The sequence below is a fragment of the Bacteroidota bacterium genome, assembly GCA_016714535.1.
Classification (GTDB): Bacteria; Bacteroidota; Bacteroidia; order AKYH767-A; family OLB10; genus JADKFV01.
In genome coordinates this window covers 1-20,206 of record JADKDR010000018.1, presented here as the reverse complement: position 1 = coordinate 20,206, position 20,206 = coordinate 1, and the positions used below count along the sequence as shown (strand labels likewise).

Genomic DNA, 20,206 nt, shown 5'->3' with positions numbered 1-20,206 from the left:
ACAGCCATGGATAAATTTCAAAATAAATATAGAATACCATCTGCCAGATTACAGGGGTATGATTATGGCGCGAATGGAATGTAATATGTTACCATTTGTACCAAAAATTGATTGCATTATTTCGGTGAAATTAATTCCGTAGAGACGGATAATAATCCGTCTCTATATGCAACCGAAATTGGTAAAACCGCCATTCATTTTTGGAAAGAAATTCCTAACCATTTTCCATTTGTTGAATTGGATGAATTTGTAATAATGCCCAATCATATTCATGGGATATTGGTTTTTAATAACCCTGAAAAAACAGATTGGCAACCAAATAAATTGGGCACCCAATCTCAAAATTTAGGTTCTGTAATAAGAGGATTTAAATCATAGCTAAAAAGATATGCCAATCAAAATAATATTCAATTTGAATGGCAAACGTGATTTCACGATAGAATAATCAGAGTTGGCAGCGAATTGAACAGAATTCGTGTTTATATTATTAACAATCCTGCTAATTGTCTAATCGATAAAATGAATGGCCCCTCTAAAGCCTCTAAACGAATTATTAAATAAACCCTGTCCAATAAATTTCACTAATCGCAACTTCGTTATATATTTGTTTTTAAATTTATTTTATGGCACAAAAAACCTGCCTCTCATGTGGCGAACCGCTTGCCGGACGAACTGATAAAAAATTTTGTGACGATCAGTGTCGCAGTAATTATAACAACCGCAAGAACAGCGAGACCTCTCCATTAATAAGAAGCATAAACAACACGCTAAAGAAAAATTATCGTATCCTACAAACTATTCCCCTTATAGAAGGTAAGGGCAAAATAAGCAAAGCAAAACTTACAGACAAGGGCTTTAATTTTAAGTACTTTACACATCAACACACAACAGCTAAAGGCAGCACCTACCATCTGTGCTACGACTTCGCCTATCTGCCCATTGAAGGCGATTTCTATTTTATTGCCCACTGGGAAAAAGAAACCAATTAAGAAATGTCACAAAAGCCTGAAACCAATCTTGAGTTAATAGAACGAAATGCTAAAAAACGTGAACGCGAAAATTTATCATTTCGGCAGTTTCTTAAAGCACAATCATCATCCACAAAAATAGATCAAAAGGTATTTGCATTGTATGCTGAGGTTAGCAATGCCATTGATTGTACCACATGTGGAAATTGCTGCAAACAACTTAATCCTGCTATTGAAGAACATAACAAACCTGCCATTGCTGCCTATTTAAATTGCAGTGTGGAAACCTTGGAGACTAAACACCTGGATATTGATCCTGTTGAAAATTATGAATTCATAAAAACGAATCCTTGTCCATGCCTTGATAATAACAAATGTATGATTTACCAGGACCGGCCTGCTTCTTGTGCTGAGTATCCACATCTGAATAAAAAAGATTTTGTATACCGGTTATTTAGCGTGCTAGATAATTATGGAATATGTCCAATAGTATACAATGTGGTTGAGCGTTTAAAACAATCCTATCACTTCAAGTACTAATGGCCACCATTTTTTCGCATGCAGTAGTAGGCTATACCATTGCAAAGCTTACTAACCAACCACAAAAGTCTACTAAGTTACCACTCATTGCTGCCGTGTGTGCCATGCTTCCCGATGCAGATGTGATCACATTTAGTTATGGTATTGCTTACGAATCATATTGGGGTCATAGAGGTTTTTCACATTCGGTATTGTTTGCTTTATTGATTGGTCTGTTTTACTTTTTGGTAGTATGCAAATCACAAAAACATTTGTTGGTTAGTGGTGTTGTAATTTTTGCAGCAACACTTTCGCATGGACTTATTGATGCATGTACCGATGGTGGGCTGGGTGTTGGTTTTGCAATACCCTTTTGGGGCGAGCGATATTTCTTTCCATTTACTCCTTTACGTGTCTCACCTATTGGTGTGCGATTTTTTTCTCACTACGGATTTACGGTTCTTAAATCTGAATTTTTGTATCTCGTTGTTCCTTGCCTAAGCCTGTTAAGCATAAAGTATGTTTTCAATAAAATGAAAAGTAAGTTATAGTCTTGTCATTTCTTTCGATTCATCGTAAAAAAACATTCTGGCATTATCGCAATAAAATTATTAAGCTACTATTTTTGTATTTATATTGAAAGGTAGTTTCTGAATTTATAAAAAACTAAAATTTAGTTTTCGCCACTTGTTGATGTTGCTTATTGAGCAACATTAATGCTGCGCTTCCATACCAGGGATGCAATTCCATTACCAATCCACCACTCTTAATTAGTGGGTCGGTTTGGGTTAAGGCTTTTGCTTCTTCTACCGTAGTCACATTAAAGATGTAAATACCACGCAGGTCACCATCTTCAAGGAAAGGTCCGGCAAGTAATAGGCTTCCTTCTTGCGCCATACGATTTATATTGGCCATATGTAATTGTTGCATTTCTGCCCTACGTATGCTGTCCTGCTCACGATTGGGACCACGTTTTAGAATGGCCAAAACATATTGTTTCATTCCATAGTCATCGGCACCCACTTGCTTTGCAAGGGTGCTATCGTATCTTGTGATAGTTTGCGCCTGTGCAAACACCATCAACATAAAATTAAAAATTGCATAGATGCTTAGTTTTTTCATCATCCTATTTATTTTTCAAACTTAGAGCCTGTGTAAGATTTATATTTTGAAATAATCAAGAGCGAATATTTTGATTAGCAAGGCATGTTTGCAGGCCTTAGCAACCAACTATGAGTCAAAAACATAACGAAGATAATCGGAATATTCGCCTTAAGAAAACAAATCAGATAAATTTTAAACAGGCTCTTGACAAAGTACAAACTTTAATGCAAATAAACTTGTTGACCTCATATGAAGAGATTGCAATAAAAGGCGGTACCTTCATTATTCTTTCTATACTTGCCAACATAATTTTTTTGAAATGAAAATTTATACTAAAACCGGAGATAAAGGGCAGACATCATTGATAGGTGGAACACGGGTACCCAAACATCACCTGCGCATAGAAGCGTATGGCACCACCGATGAGTTGAACTCTTATATTGGATTATGCAAAAATTTTGTTGACAACGATGCTCAAGTGATTCTGCATCAGGTGCAGGAACACTTATTTACCATTGGTGCTTTATTAGCTGCCGATCCTGAAAAATCAAGAATGACCTTACCTGCATTAGCCATTGAAGACATTGCGATGCTTGAAAAAGCCATAGATACTATGAATGAACAACTCCCCGAAATGCGCTCATTTGTGCTTCCGGGAGGAAATGTTGCTGTTGCGCATGTGCATGTAGCGCGTTGCATTTGCCGCAGGGCCGAGCGTTGTATTACTGCCATTGACGAAATTGCTCCCATAGACAACCTCATCGTTCAATTTGTAAATAGGCTGAGCGATTACCTGTTTGTGCTGTCAAGATACACGGCCTTGTTAGCTAATTGCCCCGAAATCCCCTGAAACCAAGAATTTAAATATTTACCAACCCCCTATACAACCTATTTATATTTCTATATTTTTGCGCGCCATAAAAAATCAGGGCAAGGCTTGATTATTGCATTGTCATGATCGCAAAATATTTTTTGCCCCTGGCAATAAATTTATAAGTAGAACGGTATTTATTTAAAACAGAAAAGCATGTATTGGACATTAGAATTAGCATCGCATTTAGAAGACGCCCCCTGGCCTGCTACCAAAGACGAATTAATAGATTTTGCTATTCGCTCAGGTGCTCCAATGGAAGTAATTGAAAATTTGCAGGAACTTGAAGACGAAGGAGAATCGTATGAAAACATCGAAGAAATCTGGCCTGATTACCCAACCAAGGATGACTTCTTCTTTAACGAAGACGAGTATTAAAATTTGATTTTTTAGTAACAGAAAAAGTATAAACCCGCAAATTGCGGGTTTTGTTTTTTTATTCAATCACAACTACCGGGTAATCATCCTCTCTTTTTTCCATCTTACCTATTTCAACAAAAAAATGATTGCCCATAACTGCGATAAATTCATTCATATTAGATTTTGCAACTGCAACTAATAAGCCTCCGCTTGTTTGTGGGTCGCATAGTAGGTTTTTCATTTCTTCATCGGGCATCTGAACCTTGTGCCCATAACTTTTAAAATTGCGAACAGTACCTCCGGGTATGCATCCATTTTCTAAATATAATGATACATAATCGAGCACCGGTATCGTACTATAATTAATTACAGCTTTAAGGTTGCTGCCTTCGGCCATTTCAATTAAGTGACCTAACAATCCAAATCCTGTTACATCAGTCAACGCATTTACTGCCTTGCAATGTCCAAGTGCTTCTCCAATATTGTTTAAGGTGGTCATACTGTCAATTGCAACTTGTAAATGACCGGCAGCAATTATGCCTTTTTTATTGGCAGTACTCAAAACCCCTACTCCAATTTTTTTTGTAAGAAAAATTACATCTCCTTCTTTGGCGGTGTCGTTACGTTTTAAATTACTGATATCTACAATGCCATTCACAGCAAGGCCAAATACCGGTTCGGGGCAATCAATGCTATGTCCTCCTGCAAGCACAATACCGGCATCAGCACAGGCTTTGCGGCCACCGGCTATTACTTCATTTGCAACGGTGGCATCAAGTTTATCTATGGGCCATCCTAAAATGGCAATAGCTAATATTGGTTTTGCACCCATGGCATACACATCGCTGATTGCGTTAGTAGCTGCAATGCGCCCAAATTCAAATGGGCTATCTACAATGGGCATAAAAAAATCGGTGGTGCTTATAAGTGCGGTACCATTTCCTAGATCATAGGCTGCTGCATCATCGCGGCTGCTGTTGCCCACCAGCAATCGCTTATCATCAGGTGTTGCTTCGTGATTCTTTAAAATGGCGCTAAGTACAGTAGGTGCAATTTTGCATCCGCATCCTGCTCCATGACTATATTGTGTTAGCTTTATCATATTTCAAATTTAACTCGTTAGTAATTCTAATTATTTCTTGAGGCAACATTTCTTCGGTAAAGTTATCTGCATTAATATAAACTGCATGTTCCTTATTACGTTCATTGTTGCTATGTGTATATGTTTTATCATAATACTCCATTAATATCATAACCCATAGGTTCATGTTATCGTATTCAAGTGCTTCAATAGCTTGCTGAAGGCGCAAGCCTCCTAATCTTTTTGCAACCTTATGAGTGCATTGCGCAAGTAAGGCTTTATCAAAATGTCCATACTCTTGTAAAATACGTTTTTTTCGTTCTTCAAAATCGCGCTCAATTTGAATCACCATCGCTTCGCGCATCTGCTTAAAAAACATGGCCGGAATTTGCACTGCACCAATTTTGTTACTTTCATTTTCAACGAAAATATGTGGCGCACCTTTTACCTTTTCTAATTCGACTGCGAGCATGTTTTCGAAATGCTCGCTGCTAGGTTGTGGCTTCTGACCCAAGTGCCCAAAGGCTGAGCCTTTATGCGATGCAAGTTCTTCGAGGTCTATGCATGCCTGATTTTTACTTAATAATTGATGTAATATTTCGGTCTTGCCAACTCCTGTTTTGCCTCCTATTATAAGTAAAGGCCATGATTTACACATCTGCGCAAGCACGTAATTTCTAAATGCCTTGTATCCTCCTTTAAGCACGAAAACCTCCATGCCTGCCAGGTTTAACAGCCATGCCATGATATTGCTTCTTAAACCTCCACGCCAGCAATACACCAATACTTTATTGTCCGGAGATAATTGTCTTGCGCTTGTAATATGTCCCGCAAAATTTGCTCCTGCTATTTCAAACCCTTTAATGATAGCATCGGTGCGGCCTTGCTGTTTAAATACAGTACCTACTATGGCGCGCTCTTCATTGTTTAATAACGGTATGCTTGCTGCTTCAGGCAAGTGTGCTTGCATATATTCGCCCGGGCTACGGGTATCGATGCACGTATAACCTTGAGCTAGTAGCTCAATAAATTTTTCAACTGAAAGAATTTGCACGTTGTGTAGTTTCTTTAATTAAGCATGGGGTCTTCGGGATAATTTGCAATGTTACCAAACGACTTGCCCATGCTTCGCAATACACTTTTCCATAAGTGTTTGTAATTGGATTCAAAAACAAATGAATGCGTTGCCGGAGTAACTATCCAGCTATTGGTATCATGTTCTGCTTTTAACTGACCAGGGCCCCACCCGCTGTATCCGGCAAAAAAACGAATATCGTTTTTTCCAACTTGTTTGGTATCGAGCAAAAATTTCATCTGCTCAAAATCGCCACCCCAATAAATATTGTCGATAATATGTTTGCTTCCCGGAATTTTTTCGCCTAATGTGTGCACATAAAACAGCAACTCTGTTTCTACAGGGCCTCCAAAAAATAAATCGCTCTCAACCTGGGGAAATGTATCGATTGCATCGGCTATCGTCATGCCGGCTGATTGGTTTAATATTAGTCCTGCACTTCCCAATTCGTTGTGTTCGCAAATAAGAATAACGGTGCGCTTAAAATGAGTATCGCGCATAAAAGGCTCTGATAGCAAAAGATCGCCTTGCTTAATTTGTATGTCTGATTGTATAGCCATTGCAGCCACAAATATAAAAGTAATGTTTCGAGTGATGGATATTTTTGAAGTAATATAATATCAACTACACATAATTTCGACTTCATGCTATAATTATTAAGCCAATTGCACAGGTACAACACAGCCGGTTGTTTCGATTAATCAACCGAGTATAACCTGAACATATTACTTTTATTAAAGTAGTAAGCTACAACTACAGCAACATAGGATTTTTTCCAAATCATATTGGTAACCTCGGTTTTACTTCCTGATTTGTATAGCACATCAATGCTTTGCTGTGCGTTTATCTGATACAAATACTCGGCACGAAAAGTTATCATGTCCTTGTTTGGAAAAATTCTGAAAACACCGGCACTAAGGAAAGGTGCAATTGCAAAACTTCCCGATACCTGATTGCCTGCCTTTATCATAGCGCTATTTTTCTCATCTATTAATCTTAGCGAAACTGTTTCTAAATCCGGATTTTGTATGAGTGGAATTACGGCACCAAAACGAATGAGCGGATTTAACCTGCGTGCAATGGCCCATTTAAACTCAAGTCCGGAGACAAAAGCAACTTGGTTAAGCCTGAAATTTGAATTCCTGATATGAAACTGCTCATCAGCATTGGCAGATGAATCGTGATAGAACAGGTAACTGCGATTATTGTTAAATTGAAATTGTAAACCAATCACAACATCAAAAGGGGCTTTGGTGTTTATTACATGCTCGCCAGCGGCAATTACTCCAACGCTTCGCTTACGGAATAAACTTAGAGAATCGGAAGCAACTACTAACTCAGGCTTAGCTATGCGTATTGCCGACAAACTGAGGGCATATGCGTTTAGTGTAAGTACTTGCCTGTCAGATAGTAATTGTTTATCGTTTCGCCACTTAAGCTTTTGATATTTATCAGTACTGCGCAAGTTACGGAGGTAATTTCCCCGCATGCTGTAAGAATCTAATGCAATAGCATATCCAAGCCGAATGGCCAGGTAATTATAATTAAAAAATAATTTGCCATAGCGCTGATTAATGTTGCTGGTATGCAAATATTCGTAAGCGCCTATCTGTGTTTTTTGAAGCAAATTAATGCCAGCATATAAACCAATACTAACATAGTTTTTCGATCGAAGAATAAAATCAAACGTAAAGCCGGGCCGTAACATTAATGCTGCACTCCGGTGTCCATAACCGGAATTAAGACGAAGATAATTAGCAGAGATATTGTACACCTGATCAGGAAATGAAAAAACATTTTGCTCTTGCGGGTAATTGCGATTGTGATATTGAAAAACAATATCGCTGCCAAAATTGAAACGGCCTCGTTTGCCAATGTATCTCATAGAATATATTCCTGCATGTAAGCCATAATAGTATAGGTCCTTTTTAAATCGCAAAGCGGTTGGTTGATAAATCAGGGTATCATTCACTCTAAACCTTTTTGCATCCATTTCGAAATTCAGGTTGTAAAAACCACCAGCTACTCCGGCAACAACACTCATACCATGCGAAATTGTATGGCGATACTCAATTGCTACCTGATTAAAATTAATAATAGGGGTTTTAATGAGTTCATTGTCCGTGCCTTTAATTACAGGATTAGCTACTCCCTCCGAAACAAAAACCTGAATACTTTGTTTATTAAAATATCCTGCATTTCGGTGTTTTTGTCCAACCAAAAATTTAAAGCATAGAATCATCAGAATACTAAAAACTATTCTAATCTTTGCGGTTCTGTCTGGATAAGTTTTCAGGATAATTTTCTGATTAAATGTTAAAAGGATTCTGTTACTAAGAAGCAGCAAGTTGCAAAAATTAATTTTAAAATCCCAAAAAAACATGGAGGAAGGAAACAAAAAAATTGAGCATCGCAAACCCTATGATATGTATGAGCTTACAGATGATGGCGCACCTGACAATCCATTTCAGTTGTTTGATAGCTGGATAAATCATGCCATGATGCTGGATGCAGATGAGCCGCATGCAATGACTTTGTCAACGGCAACAGGCACGCAAGTGTCATCACGCATTGTATTGTTGCGCAGTTATGGACCCGAAGGTTTTTCTTTTTATACAAATTATCAATCGGCAAAAGCAAAAGCATTGGAAGTAAATCCAATTGCATCACTAAACTTTTTCTGGCCAAAGGTGCAACAGCAAATTCGTCTGGAGGGAAAGGTTAACAAACTTTCTGCTTCTATCTCCGAAGAGTATTTTGCATCGCGCCCACGCGAGAGTCAAGTTGGAGCATGGGCTTCTTCGCAAAGCGAAGAAATTTCTTCACGTGCTGCGCTTGACGAACAATTTGCTGCAATCGAAAAAAAATACGAGAATCAAACAATACCATGCCCTCCACACTGGGGTGGCTATGTCTTGCAACCTGATTATATTGAATTCTGGCAGGGTCGCCTCGGCCGCCTGCACGATCGAATTGCTTATAAACTTGTCAATAACTCGTGGCGCAAAAACCGATTATGCCCTTAAGACTTATTTAAGAAAATTAACTGTAATTAAAATCTAGATTGTGACTCCTATTGAAATGATTGTTCGTACCTTAATTCTTATCCTTTTACTGGGGTTAATTGATTTATATGTTTTTCAGGGTGTAAAAACTATATCACGCAACTTTACACCAACAACACAACGAAATATTCAAATTGCTTTTTGGTTGCTCAATGCTGTATGCTGCACTATTTTAATTGCAGGTGTTACCATTTCCGACTATCATAGTTGGAATAAAGTATTCCGCACGTATGCGTTTGCTTTTATACTTATCTTTTATTTTTCGAAAGTCTTCTTTATCGCCTTTCTTCTTATTGATGATATTTCACGTGTATTTCAATTTGTTTATACAAAATTAAAAGGCAACGATTCACTATCGAATGACTATAATACATCTGGGTATATTAGCAGACATGATTTTATTGTAAAAACCGGATTGGTAATAGCAGCTATTCCCTTTATTAGTATGGTGGCAGGTATGGTTAAAGGTGCTTACAATTATACCATTCATAGGGTTAAGATTAAACATGCAGGCATTCCAAAAGAGTTTAATGGTTTTAAGATTGTGCAAATTTCGGATATACATAGCGGCAGTTTTACATTTGAACATAAGGTAGACAGGGCGGTTGAAATGATATTAAATCAAAAGCCTGACCTGGTGCTATTTACCGGAGATTTAGTTAATGAAATGGCATCCGAAGTACTTCCTTTTATCGAAACTTTTAAAAAAATTACTGCACCTCATGGAGTATTCTCCATACTTGGCAACCACGATTATGGTGATTATCATCAATGGCCAAGTGCTGAGGATAAGCAACAAAACTTTGATAACCTTATTCAGTCGCATGCAGATATTGGGTGGAAGCTAATGATGGATGAACATCAATACATCGAAAAAGGAGACTCTAAAATCGGATTGTTAGGTGTACAAAACTGGAGCTCGCATAAGCGATTTCCAAGGCATGGCGATTTGATTAAAGCAACAAATAATTTTGAGCCGCAATCTTTCAACTTACTTATGTCTCACGACCCTTCGCATTGGCATGGCGAAGTGCTGGATAAATACCCATTCATTCATCTTACACTTTCGGGCCACACGCATGGAATGCAGTTTGGCATTGAAATACCAGGAATAAAATGGAGTCCCGTGCAATATGTTTACAGGCAATGGGCCGGCTTATACTCGAAAGAAAACCAACACTTGTATGTTAACCGGGGGCTTGGATTTATTGGTTATCCGGGCCGTGTAGGCATTATGCCTGAGATTACAGTATTTGAACTTGTAGCAACCTCCTAATCTGCAGCATATTCTTTTTAATGTAAACAAGCATATTCTAATTTGAATAAAATGCAAATGCATTTTATAATGTTGTCAGTATGCTATTGATTTTCTCTTATAAAATAAAAATACAATCTGAAACACCAGAAAATCTTTTTGCGTAGGTATATACACCCTGTTAACAACCCTTGCATTTTTTTCTACATGTCAAACATGTAAATTACAAAGACAAATCCTACTCGCATGAAATTGTCATCCCCTTTGGGTATTTAACCATATAGGTAAAGTCTTTCTTTATGGTTTCGTTCGGATTAATTTTTAAAACCCATTTTAGTTCGTTGTTTTCAGGATTAACCACTGCATCTGACTTAATAAGATTGACAACAATATCGCTGGTGCTGCTAATTGGATATTGGTCGTATATAGTAACCGTAACAGGAGTATTGACCATCGACTTTACACTGATTTCAATGGAGGTTTCGCGTTCAATATTTTTATTTAAAAACTTCTTACTGCTGAATTCTTTCAACTTGGTACGTTTTACCACAAACCGCTTGTCAATACCTAAACCAATGACGAGTGTGTCTTCCTGTGTTTTTGGATTAACATACGTTGTGCTCAGAAAACTGTTGTTTAAATATACATTGGCTTTACCAGGCAGCAAATCAAGCGATTCGAAATTGAGAATATTTGCCACAAGGAAAATATTATTATCCAACTTTGGAACGCAACGATATTCAAATTTTGTATCGAGGGTAAATGTTTCTACATCCAGCATAAACTCAGCTGATTCGTTGGCAATGGTTACCGGAGTGGCAATTACATAATCGCTTGCTGCAAGGCTTGATACGGTGGTCCATGTGTACGTAGCATCTGCATTGGTAAACAGCTGCCGTTGTTTCGATTTTTCATCTTCTTTGTCTTTATACAAAATTTGATTGCCTTGAGCATTGCCATCATACGTTGTTTGTGGTGCATAATACCCTGCGGCTTCATTGCTTTTATAATCGCCATCTTTTCTTCCTGCTAAACGCGAGCGGTAATTCCAGTTTGCTTGATTCAAAATCCACTTGCTTAGTACAGGCACCTCGCCACTTGTAAAAGGGCTTCCACTGGCAAGCGTAAGTTTGACATTGCTCCAGTTTTCGCCTGTATACTGATTGATAATGGCCTTAAACTTCAAGCTTAATTGTTCCTTATCGCTTTGTGTTTTTATATCATATACCGGATACCAACTTACACCAGATGCAATGTATGAAAGCTCAAACTGTCCATTAACTTTTGCTTTAGACTCAAGCGTAATTACAATATTACCTTCAGGCTTTTTATTTCCTTGTCCCAACTCCGATATCTGCATATTTAGTTTCATAATCTTTTGATTTAACTTGTCAACTTGCTTGCTATAGTCAAAAGATTTTTTGCGTGCCAAGCGAAAACGTTCGGTGTAAACGTCCATCACATTGTCAAGCTGATCTGCCTCCACACCTGATTCTCCACCAATCTTTCGATTTGCCACTAGCACATTTAGCTCCTCATCATTCATGTTTTGTTCAAGCTGAACTAACTCTAATTGCTCCTGCAATTGCTTTACACTATCTTGAAGTAACTTTACTGCGGCAGTATTCTTTTCACCACTCAAAAAGTTTTTTTGAAAAAGTACATTCATCAAATTTACTTCTGGCGGAAAGGTAAGGCTAATGCTCTCTTGCCCTATCTCGTAAGCAAGGTCCTGCACCACAATGCGATTGATGCCCGGCTGTACTGTGGCATTAAACTTCCTAACCTAATGCTCCGCTCGAGTAAATTTTTACGGATAACACTTCGTTGTGCTTACCTTTTATTTCACTTTGCGACATACTGACAAAACAAAAAATTTACAAATTAAAATCAGAAGAAAATTTTTATTACTCATATAGAATTTTGTTTAAAAGAGAAGTTAACGCAAAGTAGCGGAATAAATTATGATTGCAAAATAAATGCATTTAAACAGGAGCAGGTAACACATGTTTAAAAAGCCATCAATCAAAAATAAAAATCCTGAAAATGGCTACAAACAAAAATGCATAATAAACTGTTAACCTATATTGTTGGTAACAGGAAACACGTTCAATTAAAAAAAATCACAGTATTTATTTATTAAATTAACTTTGTGGCTTCGCCATAAATTTAGAATAAGAAAACGAAAAAAACCATGGCTCAACAAGTAGTACCCAGAGCGTTGCTAAGCACTATTCAATGTCCCGAAGAGTTGCGCAAACTAAAAGTACATCAATTGGAACAGGTTGCACAAGAGTTACGCAATTTTATCATCGACATTGTATCGGTTAATGGAGGCCATTTTGGCGCCAGCCTTGGTGTAGTGGAACTAACCGTTGCCTTGCACTATGTGTTTAATACTCCCAGCGACCAGTTGGTTTGGGATGTAGGGCATCAGGCTTATGGCCATAAAATACTTACCGGCAGACGCGATCAATTTCACACCAACAGGCTGTATGAAGGCATCAGTGGTTTTCCAAAACGCAGCGAAAGTGAGTTTGATACTTTTGGTGTAGGGCACTCATCCACATCCATAAGTGCGGCTTTGGGTATGGCCGTTGCTTCGCGTTTAAAAGGAGATAAAAAAAGGCAGCATGTGGCCATCATTGGTGATGGAGCAATGACCGCAGGTCTTGCTTTTGAAGGACTTAATCATGCCGGAGTAGAAAACTCCAACTTGCTGGTAGTACTCAACGATAATTGTATGAGCATTGATCCTAATGTGGGTGCATTAAAAGAATACCTTACCGATGTTACGACTTCTGAAACCTATAACAAAGTTAAAGATGAGGTATGGAGGCTTTTGGGTAAAATTTCAAAATTCGGACCAAATGCGCAATCCATAGTTGCCAAAGTTGAAAATGCCATAAAGAGTTCTTTGCTTAAGCAAAGTAACTTGTTCGAATCGTTGCGCTTCCGCTACTTTGGTCCTATAGATGGACATGATGTAAATCACCTGGTGAAGGTGATGAACGATTTGAAAAAAATTCCCGGGCCTAAAATTTTACATTGTGTTACCGTAAAAGGTAAGGGCTATTCCCTTGCCGAACAAGATCAAACAAAATGGCACGCACCCGGATTGTTTGATAAGATTACCGGAGAAATTTTTAAGCCTGTAGTTAATAAGCCAAAGCCACCTAAATATCAAGATGTTTTTGGACACACCATAGTTGAATTGGCTGAACGTAATAGTAAGATTGTAGGAGTTACGCCTGCCATGCCTTCGGGATCATCACTTAATATTATGATGAAAGCAATACCAGATCGTGCTTTCGATGTGGGTATAGCTGAGCAACATGCAGTTACTTTTAGTGCAGGCATGGCCACACAGGGGCTCATTCCATTTTGTAATATTTATTCATCGTTTATGCAACGTGCTTATGATCAGGTGGTGCATGATGTGGCATTACAAAAACTGAATGTGGTATTTTGCCTTGACCGTGGCGGCCTTGCTGGTGCCGATGGGCCTACTCATCACGGTTCGTTCGACCTGGCTTACATGCGTTGCATTCCAAACATGATAGTGAGTGCTCCAATGAACGAGCAGGAACTACGCAATCTAATGTACACTGCTCAGCATGATAATATGGGGGCTTTTGTTATCCGATATCCGCGTGGCAATGGTGTGATGGTAGATTGGCGTACCCCGTTCGAAGCAATTAAAGTAGGTACAGGACGTAAATTACGTGGTGGCGAACAAGTTGCAATATTAAGCATAGGGCATCCCGGTAATTTTGTAGTGGAAGCTTGCGACTTGCTTGCTAAAGAAAATATCTACCCCGCACATTACGACATGCGCTTTGTTAAGCCTCTCGATAGTGTTTTGTTGCACGAAGTTTTTAGTAACTTCAAGGAAGTTATAACTATTGAAGATGGATGTATTCAGGGTGGTTTTGGCAGTGCTGTTGCCGAGTTTATGATTGATAATAATTACGCTACCAATATTACCCGCCTTGGTATTCCCGATAGCTTTGTTGAACATGGTGAGCAAAGCGAGCTATATAATGAATGTGGTTTTGATGCAAAAGCAATAATCAAAACAGTACGTCAAAAACTGGTAGTTTATCACTTCCAAAAAGAGCAAGGCAAAAATATAACCACAAGCAATTCGCCTCCTCAAGGCTATCGAGAAATAATATGACTGAGAGTAAACTTCATTGTGGCAAAATTAGAATTAATATGTTGTGATTAATAACGAATAATATGCAAGTGCTCGTGTTTCAAAATTGCTATAACCATAAAACACATAATCAAACCTAAGAAGAACTTGTTTTTGCTCTCACATCTAATTGATATTTGAGCATGACCCACTAAAGAATTTTACGGATTATTTTCTTTCAAGAACAGCGAAATAAAAGGCGATTAGAAGTTTTCAAAAAAAATGAGAATAAACAAAAAAGCCCCGAAATAAATTTCAGGGCTCATCAATTATATCGTAAGAAACCAGATTACTTTCTAACCGGAATAGGCTCTAACTCCTTCTTGCCTTCTAAATCAATTACAATTGGTGTAGCTATGCAGATAGATGAATACGTTCCCACAATAATTCCCAATAATAATGAGAACGAAAATGCGCGTATTGTTTCGCCACCAAATAAAAATATAGCTGCCAATACGAAGAAAATTGTAAGAGAAGTATTAATTGTTCTTCGTAACGTTGCGTTCAAAGCTTTGTTTATTACCAATGATATTTCGCCCTTCTTATGAATGCCAAGATATTCACGAATACGGTCGAATACAACCACCGTATCGTTAATAGAATATCCCATAACGGTAAGAATAGATGCGATAAATGCCTGCTCAATATCCATAGAGAAAGGCATAATCTTTCGGAATAAAGAAAACACTCCAAGAATAAATAATGCTTTTGTTCAACCTGATTATCGGCTTCAGCTTCTTTACTATCAATTAAATAGGCTGTGGTGATTTTAAGTGTCTTTGCATTTTCGAGTGTCTTTACTTCGGGAGTTTTCCAAAGGCTGTTGTTAAGGATGATCTTATTTCTTCAGCATTACGTTCTTCTTTAAATTCAACACGATAGGCACGGCCTCCACTAAAGTCAACTCCCTTATTAAATCCAACTGTAAAAATTGAAATCAAACCAGCAAGTATAAATGCACCTGACACTAAATAGTAAATTTGCGTTTGCTTACGAAATCAATGTTCACATTGCTCAACCAGTTTTCGGTCCACTTCCTTGAAAACCTAATTACTTTATTCTTGCTCAACATCCATTCAAATATTAATCGAGAAATAAATATTGATGTGAATAAGGAGATAATACCTATGATAAGCGTGGTTGCAAAACCTTGCATAGGTCCGGTACCAAAATTGCGAGTACAATAGCTGTGAGAATTGTAGTTACGTTACTATCAATAATAGCGGACATGGCATTTTTGAAAACCATCGTTGATGGCTAACCTAACCCCCTTGCCGTCAATCAATTCTTCGCGTATTCGTTCATATATAAGAACGTTGGCATCAACAGCCATACCCAGGGTAAGCACAATTCCGGCAATACCTGGTAAGGTAAGTACTGCATCGATAGATGTCATTACTCCAAATAAAAACAGGATATTGACAAACAATGCCAGATCGGCAACCCAGCCAGCATTGCTATAATAAAATACCATGAACAGCAATACCAATATAAGGGCTATAACAAATGACCATAGTCCGGAGCTAATTGCTTTTTCGCCTAAAGATGGCCCAACAACAGCCTCCTCAATAATGCGGCAAGGTGCAGGCAATTTTCCAGCTTGTAATATATTAGCCATATCAGCAGCTTCCATGTCGGTAAAATCACCGGTTATTTGTGAATTTCCATTGGGAATTTCTCCCTGCACGGTAGGATAAGAATATACTTGCTCATCAAGCACAATTGCGACTTGCTTGCCAATATTTTCCGAGGTCATGCGCTTCATTTTGTGCACCCTCAGGATTCATTTGCATGGTTATTTCTGGCTTATTGGTCAATACACTGCGATCGCCACGTGCACTGGAAACTGCGCCTCCATCTAACGGTGCTCTACCATCACGGCTGGCAACTTTTATGGCTACTAATTCGCGTATTGTTTCATCATTTGGAAAAGGAGATTTTGCACTCCATAAAAACTTTAAGTCACCTTTTAACAAAGTCTTTATTTCGGGCCTTGAAAATATGGCATTCACTTCGGCCGTATCACGAATACTGGCAAAACCAACGCGTGAATTTTTGTAGACTGCATCTTGATCTTCTTTGTTTTCACTTGAAAATCGGAAGGCGTCAACACACTAAACAATGGATACTCCTTCTTGAATTGCTCTGGAGTCATGGTTCCTTTATCTGCTGTAGAGGTATCATTCTTGGCGCTGTCGGTAGCCACAGGTTTATTTATTTCATTTAATAATGCATTAGCAGCTGAGTCCTTGGTTTCAACTTGAGTTGCAGCAATGCTGGCCGATGCAGCACTATCTGGCTGGGTTATCGGATTGCTTCCCGCTTTAGCAAGCGAATCGCGATCGTTCAAGGTTTTAAGAGTCTTGTTAACTTCAATAATTTGCGAAACAATGTCACCAAATTGATACGTAGGCCAAAACTCGAGTTGTGCAGTTCCTTGCAATAACTTACGAACACGCTCTTTATCTTTTACACCGGGCAATTCAACCAAAATACGTCCATTTGCTGCTTGTTGCACATTGGGCTGGGTTACTCTAAATTTATCAATACGTGTGCGGATAATATTATAGGAGCGCTTTACCGCATCATCAACCTCACCACGTATCACTGCAAGTACTTCGTCATTGGTGCTTTTGTAGTTTACTTTACTTTGCAAGTCAGCGGTGCTAAATATGGCTGCAAGTTTATTGTTTGGGTTTATTTTGTAAATTCCTGACCGAACAAGGTTACCAAATCAGTTTGCGAGTTGGTTTGTTGTTTTAATGCATTTTCAAGGGCTAAATTAAAATCCTTATCCGTGTTGTAGTTGGATAACCCACGAATTACATCGGCTGAATTTAACTCAAGCGTTACATTCATACCTCCTTTAAGATCTAGCCCAAGGTTAAGCTCACGCTCCTTGCACTCGCGATAGGTGTACACATTAAGCAAGGGAGGGAATACCTTTTGGTTTTTCATAGAGTCGAGGTAGCGGGCTTCCTTATCCGCATCACCTGCCGCATAGCCACGGGCATCGGATTCCACCTTTTTGGTCATCCAGGTGTAGCTTGTCGAAAAAAGCAAAAAAAACAATAACTCTGATTGCCAGTATCTTATTGCGCCTTTATTTGCATTACTTTTAATTGATTAAATAGTTTCTTAAATTTTTTAAGCGCGCAAATATAGAATTTTGATTTTAGATACAGCAAAATGGCAAAGTTTTTAGTTTGGGGCCTTTATGCACGGTTTTGGGTGGAAATAGTTGATTTAGAAGTCTTTCTTTTTTGGGAAAGTGTGTTTGACTTGCCGATTAGATTTTGGAGTAGAGTCTCATTGTTTTTATTGTGTTGAAACAATAAGGCTGCTGATGTGGATTTGAGAATTCAGATTCAATTTACATTAGCTTCGTTATGTAATGGTTCCATTCTTGAACTTTTATGTTGCTGCAATATTCAACCAGAAAAATGGAAGAGCAAAAAATATTCACGAAAGGAGAAACGACTATTCCAACTGCACTTGAACTGATTTTGATTTATACAAGGCGTTTTTTGAAATAAATATAAAACGTCATCTGTAGATAGCTACTTGAATTATATTTAATGATTAATGCTTGGCAGAATTTCGGACAACTCCATTTGGACAAAAATTAGTTTTTGGAACGACTATCTACCCGAAGCAGCAAATGTATATCACTAACCCCGATTGTAATGGAAATCCTTTTTTCATTTTCGAACACAATAAAAAGATTGTAATCAAAAGCGGACGGAACTGTTATTAGCACCTTTGAATATCGCAGTTTCTAAACTACAGTAGCATGGAAAAAGTAGAATTTTGTCAATTTTATGGTTTAACCAGCGGATAAAAAGAAATACGTCCGAACTTGACAACATTAATAATCTCAATTGCAATTGGATTAATTTATTTCATTTGCGCCTTCAATTTTTTTGAGGAAAAGATTTTAGAAATATTAAGTGAGACACATTGCAGTAATTGGTCTGGGAACGATGGGTAACTGAATAGCCAGGTATTTGCCCAGTAAGACTATAAAGCACGCTTATAGATATTAATCAAAAACGCCCTTGATAAGGCCATAGCTACTATAACAGCCAATCTTGACAGGATGACCGCTACAGCAACTCTAACTGAAGAAGTGAAGGCCATGGCATTAAATAATATTAACACACATACAGATTTATCGAAGGGCGTAATCAACGCAGACCTTGCGATTGAAGGTTTTCGAAAAGGGTTGATATATTAAGATAAAGGTATTTGAAGATCTTGATAAACATTGCAAACCTGGAGGTATATATTAGCATCAACACTTCATCAATAAGTATTTTCGATGATTGGTGCAGCTACTAAGCGTGGCGATAAAGTAATGGAATGCACTTTATGAATCTGGTTCCGGTAATGAAATTGGTTGAAGTAACTCCGTGGTTATTTAACTTCGACAGCGCGTGGCAGGTGCGATAAATGAGTTATCGGTGCGAATTGGTAAAACACCAACCGAAGTAAACGATTATCCGGGTTTTTATTAGCAATCGTGTTTTTGATACCGATGATAAACGAAGCCATATTTGCCTTGTAAGAGCGTGTGTCTAATGTTCGCGATATAGATACGGTAATGAAGTTTGGGAGAACCATCCAATGGGTCCATTGCAGTTGGCTGATTTTATCGGCTTAGATGTAGTATTAAATATCTCATGTATTATATGATGGGTTTGAAAACTGCGAAATATGCTCCTTGTCCGCTTTTGTAAATATGGCCGAGTAGGGCATTTAGGAAAAATCCTGGCCACGGGTTTTATCAATATAAAGAAGGCAGCAAGGACCTTGTGGTGGCCGATGCTTTCAGGAGACGGTTGTAAGTGATAGTGTTGTGATTGTTGGCTGTCTGTAAATATTAATTGACATTCATTTTTCAAAATAAGCACACACTCCATGATTAAAATATATTCGTTGTCATTCGATTCATCAATTTTTAAGAAGATAAATTGTTTGAGTAAAAGCATTTACCTTAAATGATTTTATCGTCTCATTTAATGTAATATCGTTCCGAAGAGGGATGAGTATATAATTACAGATGTGCGTAAAACAGTAATCAATAGTAAAACATTCTTCGCCATATCTTGCAAAGGCTTCTTTGAAATTAATTTCACCTTCGGAAGGCTTCATGAAATTACATCTACTTTATTGTCGCCATGTTTTATAAGTGTAAAGTAAAACGGAATGCATCGAGTGGTTGCTTATCATAATCAAAACGGTCCCATTTTACCAAATATAAAACGTGCTGTTGTATCATTCACATGTTCGAAGATATACTGGCCTTGGAGAAAACCACATTAAGGTTGAAAGCTCGGGGCAAGTGAATTTTTCTTTTAAATGTTGAATGGTTGGGAACGAAACAAATTCCACATTCTGTCCTTATCCCATACTGAATATTCGCCAACATGCATCGAATCGCGGTATAAGCAATGCCTGCTTCAAAGCATCCCATTAAAGATGGAAGGTGTTGTCCCAAGGGTAGTATAGGCCATATGTGTTATTCTGTAAATTCGAGGCAGACATGGCAGTGTATATGTAGCCTTTTATAGCCTTTAACCATTACCATATATACTGTAATTTACAATAAATGAAGCAATTGCAATTTTTCTACGGACAGCGCTTTCTTCGTTTAAAACAAGCAGATGATAAGTAATACCATAAATGGAATGGTGTACAAAGGGTCAAT

22 protein-coding genes and 1 pseudogene are annotated in these 20,206 nt (G+C 38.0%); 11 read left to right on the top strand and 12 right to left on the bottom strand.

Going from position 1 to position 20,206, the window contains the following annotated elements; all coding sequences use genetic code 11:
• The first annotated feature begins 111 nt into the window (after nt 1-111).
• The 4 genes from IPO27_18350 (at nt 112) to IPO27_18335 (ending at nt 2,038) form a co-directional block, all read left to right on the top strand.
• Nucleotides 112-378 carry a hypothetical protein gene (locus IPO27_18350; protein MBK8848388.1) on the top strand — a complete coding sequence of 89 codons (267 nt, stop codon included), beginning with the start codon at nt 112-114 and terminating at the stop codon, nt 376-378.
• A 245-nt stretch (nt 379-623) separates the two neighbouring features.
• The gene (locus tag IPO27_18345) at nt 624-989 is read left to right on the top strand and encodes a hypothetical protein (GenBank protein ID MBK8848387.1); all 366 of its coding nucleotides are present in this window, start codon (nt 624-626) and stop codon (nt 987-989) included.
• Nucleotides 990-992: 3 nt separating this feature from the next.
• Nucleotides 993-1,508, top strand: coding sequence for a YkgJ family cysteine cluster protein (locus tag IPO27_18340; protein ID MBK8848386.1), 516 nt, complete (start codon nt 993-995; stop codon nt 1,506-1,508).
• Complete coding sequence (locus IPO27_18335; protein MBK8848385.1) at nt 1,508-2,038, top strand: metal-dependent hydrolase; 531 nt, start codon at nt 1,508-1,510, stop codon at nt 2,036-2,038. Before IPO27_18340 ends, IPO27_18335 begins: the two co-directional genes overlap by 1 nt.
• Before the next feature lie 115 nt (nt 2,039-2,153).
• Here the strand turns inward: IPO27_18335 and IPO27_18330 are convergent, their stop codons facing one another.
• Nucleotides 2,154-2,609: a hypothetical protein gene (locus IPO27_18330; GenBank protein ID MBK8848384.1), complete on the bottom strand. Its 456-nt coding sequence runs from the start codon at nt 2,607-2,609 to the stop codon at nt 2,154-2,156.
• Nucleotides 2,610-2,719: 110 nt separating this feature from the next.
• Here IPO27_18330 and IPO27_18325 point away from each other — a divergent pair, with 110 nt between their 5' ends.
• From IPO27_18325 to IPO27_18315, 3 genes are all read left to right on the top strand, one after another.
• On the top strand, nt 2,720-2,914 hold the full coding sequence (locus tag IPO27_18325) for a hypothetical protein (protein MBK8848383.1): 195 nt from the start codon (nt 2,720-2,722) through the stop codon (nt 2,912-2,914).
• On the top strand, nt 2,911-3,441 hold the full coding sequence (locus IPO27_18320; protein ID MBK8848382.1) for a cob(I)yrinic acid a,c-diamide adenosyltransferase: 531 nt from the start codon (nt 2,911-2,913) through the stop codon (nt 3,439-3,441). Before IPO27_18325 ends, IPO27_18320 begins: the two co-directional genes overlap by 4 nt.
• A 177-nt stretch (nt 3,442-3,618) precedes the next feature.
• A complete protein-coding gene (locus IPO27_18315; GenBank protein ID MBK8848381.1) occupies nt 3,619-3,840 on the top strand; it encodes a DUF2795 domain-containing protein in 222 nt (73 codons plus the stop codon).
• 58 nt (nt 3,841-3,898) lie between these two features.
• Here IPO27_18315 and selD read toward each other — a convergent pair whose 3' ends face one another.
• The 4 genes from selD to IPO27_18295 all read right to left on the bottom strand — a co-directional run bounded on the left by selD (nt 3,899) and on the right by IPO27_18295 (nt 8,199).
• Entirely contained in the window at nt 3,899-4,924 is a 1,026-nt protein-coding gene (gene selD, locus IPO27_18310; GenBank protein MBK8848380.1) for a selenide, water dikinase SelD, read from the bottom strand.
• Entirely contained in the window at nt 4,902-5,957 is a 1,056-nt protein-coding gene (mnmH, locus tag IPO27_18305; protein MBK8848379.1) for a tRNA 2-selenouridine(34) synthase MnmH, read from the bottom strand. The genes selD and mnmH overlap by 23 nt, the downstream gene beginning before the upstream one ends.
• A 14-nt stretch (nt 5,958-5,971) precedes the next feature.
• Nucleotides 5,972-6,538: a YqgE/AlgH family protein gene (locus tag IPO27_18300; GenBank protein MBK8848378.1), complete on the bottom strand. Its 567-nt coding sequence runs from the start codon at nt 6,536-6,538 to the stop codon at nt 5,972-5,974.
• 137 nt (nt 6,539-6,675) lie between these two features.
• Nucleotides 6,676-8,199: a hypothetical protein gene (locus IPO27_18295; GenBank protein MBK8848377.1), complete on the bottom strand. Its 1,524-nt coding sequence runs from the start codon at nt 8,197-8,199 to the stop codon at nt 6,676-6,678.
• A 160-nt stretch (nt 8,200-8,359) separates the two neighbouring features.
• On the opposite strand from IPO27_18295, the gene pdxH reads away from it, so the two are divergent.
• Nucleotides 8,360-9,004: a pyridoxamine 5'-phosphate oxidase gene (gene pdxH, locus IPO27_18290; protein MBK8848376.1), complete on the top strand. Its 645-nt coding sequence runs from the start codon at nt 8,360-8,362 to the stop codon at nt 9,002-9,004.
• A gap of 40 nt (nt 9,005-9,044) precedes the next feature.
• Nucleotides 9,045-10,319, top strand: coding sequence for a metallophosphoesterase (locus IPO27_18285; protein MBK8848375.1), 1,275 nt, complete (start codon nt 9,045-9,047; stop codon nt 10,317-10,319).
• 217 nt (nt 10,320-10,536) lie between these two features.
• Here IPO27_18285 and IPO27_18280 read toward each other — a convergent pair whose 3' ends face one another.
• Nucleotides 10,537-12,051 carry a DUF4139 domain-containing protein gene (locus IPO27_18280; protein ID MBK8848374.1) on the bottom strand — a complete coding sequence of 505 codons (1,515 nt, stop codon included), beginning with the start codon at nt 12,049-12,051 and terminating at the stop codon, nt 10,537-10,539.
• A 441-nt stretch (nt 12,052-12,492) separates the two neighbouring features.
• On the opposite strand from IPO27_18280, the gene IPO27_18275 reads away from it, so the two are divergent.
• A complete protein-coding gene (locus IPO27_18275) occupies nt 12,493-14,478 on the top strand; it encodes a 1-deoxy-D-xylulose-5-phosphate synthase (GenBank protein ID MBK8848373.1) in 1,986 nt (661 codons plus the stop codon).
• 307 nt (nt 14,479-14,785) lie between these two features.
• Here IPO27_18275 and IPO27_18270 read toward each other — a convergent pair whose 3' ends face one another.
• From IPO27_18270 to IPO27_18245, 6 genes are all read right to left on the bottom strand, one after another.
• Nucleotides 14,786-15,160, bottom strand: a complete 375-nt coding sequence (locus IPO27_18270) for a hypothetical protein (GenBank protein MBK8848372.1) — start codon at nt 15,158-15,160, stop codon at nt 14,786-14,788.
• A gap of 133 nt (nt 15,161-15,293) precedes the next feature.
• Nucleotides 15,294-15,464 carry a hypothetical protein gene (locus tag IPO27_18265; GenBank protein ID MBK8848371.1) on the bottom strand — a complete coding sequence of 57 codons (171 nt, stop codon included), beginning with the start codon at nt 15,462-15,464 and terminating at the stop codon, nt 15,294-15,296.
• Nucleotides 15,465-15,709: 245 nt separating this feature from the next.
• Nucleotides 15,710-16,252, bottom strand: coding sequence for a SecD/SecF family protein translocase subunit (locus IPO27_18260; GenBank protein ID MBK8848370.1), 543 nt, complete (start codon nt 16,250-16,252; stop codon nt 15,710-15,712).
• Nucleotides 16,209-16,508 (bottom strand): hypothetical protein, encoded by a 300-nt coding sequence (locus IPO27_18255; protein MBK8848369.1) that lies wholly within the window; start codon nt 16,506-16,508, stop codon nt 16,209-16,211. Before IPO27_18255 ends, IPO27_18260 begins: the two co-directional genes overlap by 44 nt.
• Nucleotides 16,505-17,152, bottom strand: a complete 648-nt coding sequence (locus IPO27_18250) for a hypothetical protein (protein ID MBK8848368.1) — start codon at nt 17,150-17,152, stop codon at nt 16,505-16,507. Before IPO27_18250 ends, IPO27_18255 begins: the two co-directional genes overlap by 4 nt.
• Before the next feature lie 41 nt (nt 17,153-17,193).
• Entirely contained in the window at nt 17,194-17,532 is a 339-nt protein-coding gene (locus IPO27_18245; GenBank protein ID MBK8848367.1) for a hypothetical protein, read from the bottom strand.
• Between the two features lie 914 nt (nt 17,533-18,446).
• Between IPO27_18245 and IPO27_18240 the strand changes: the two are divergent.
• A pseudogene (locus tag IPO27_18240) lies at nt 18,447-19,343 on the top strand (3-hydroxybutyryl-CoA dehydrogenase).
• The last annotated feature ends 863 nt before the right edge of the window (nt 19,344-20,206 follow it).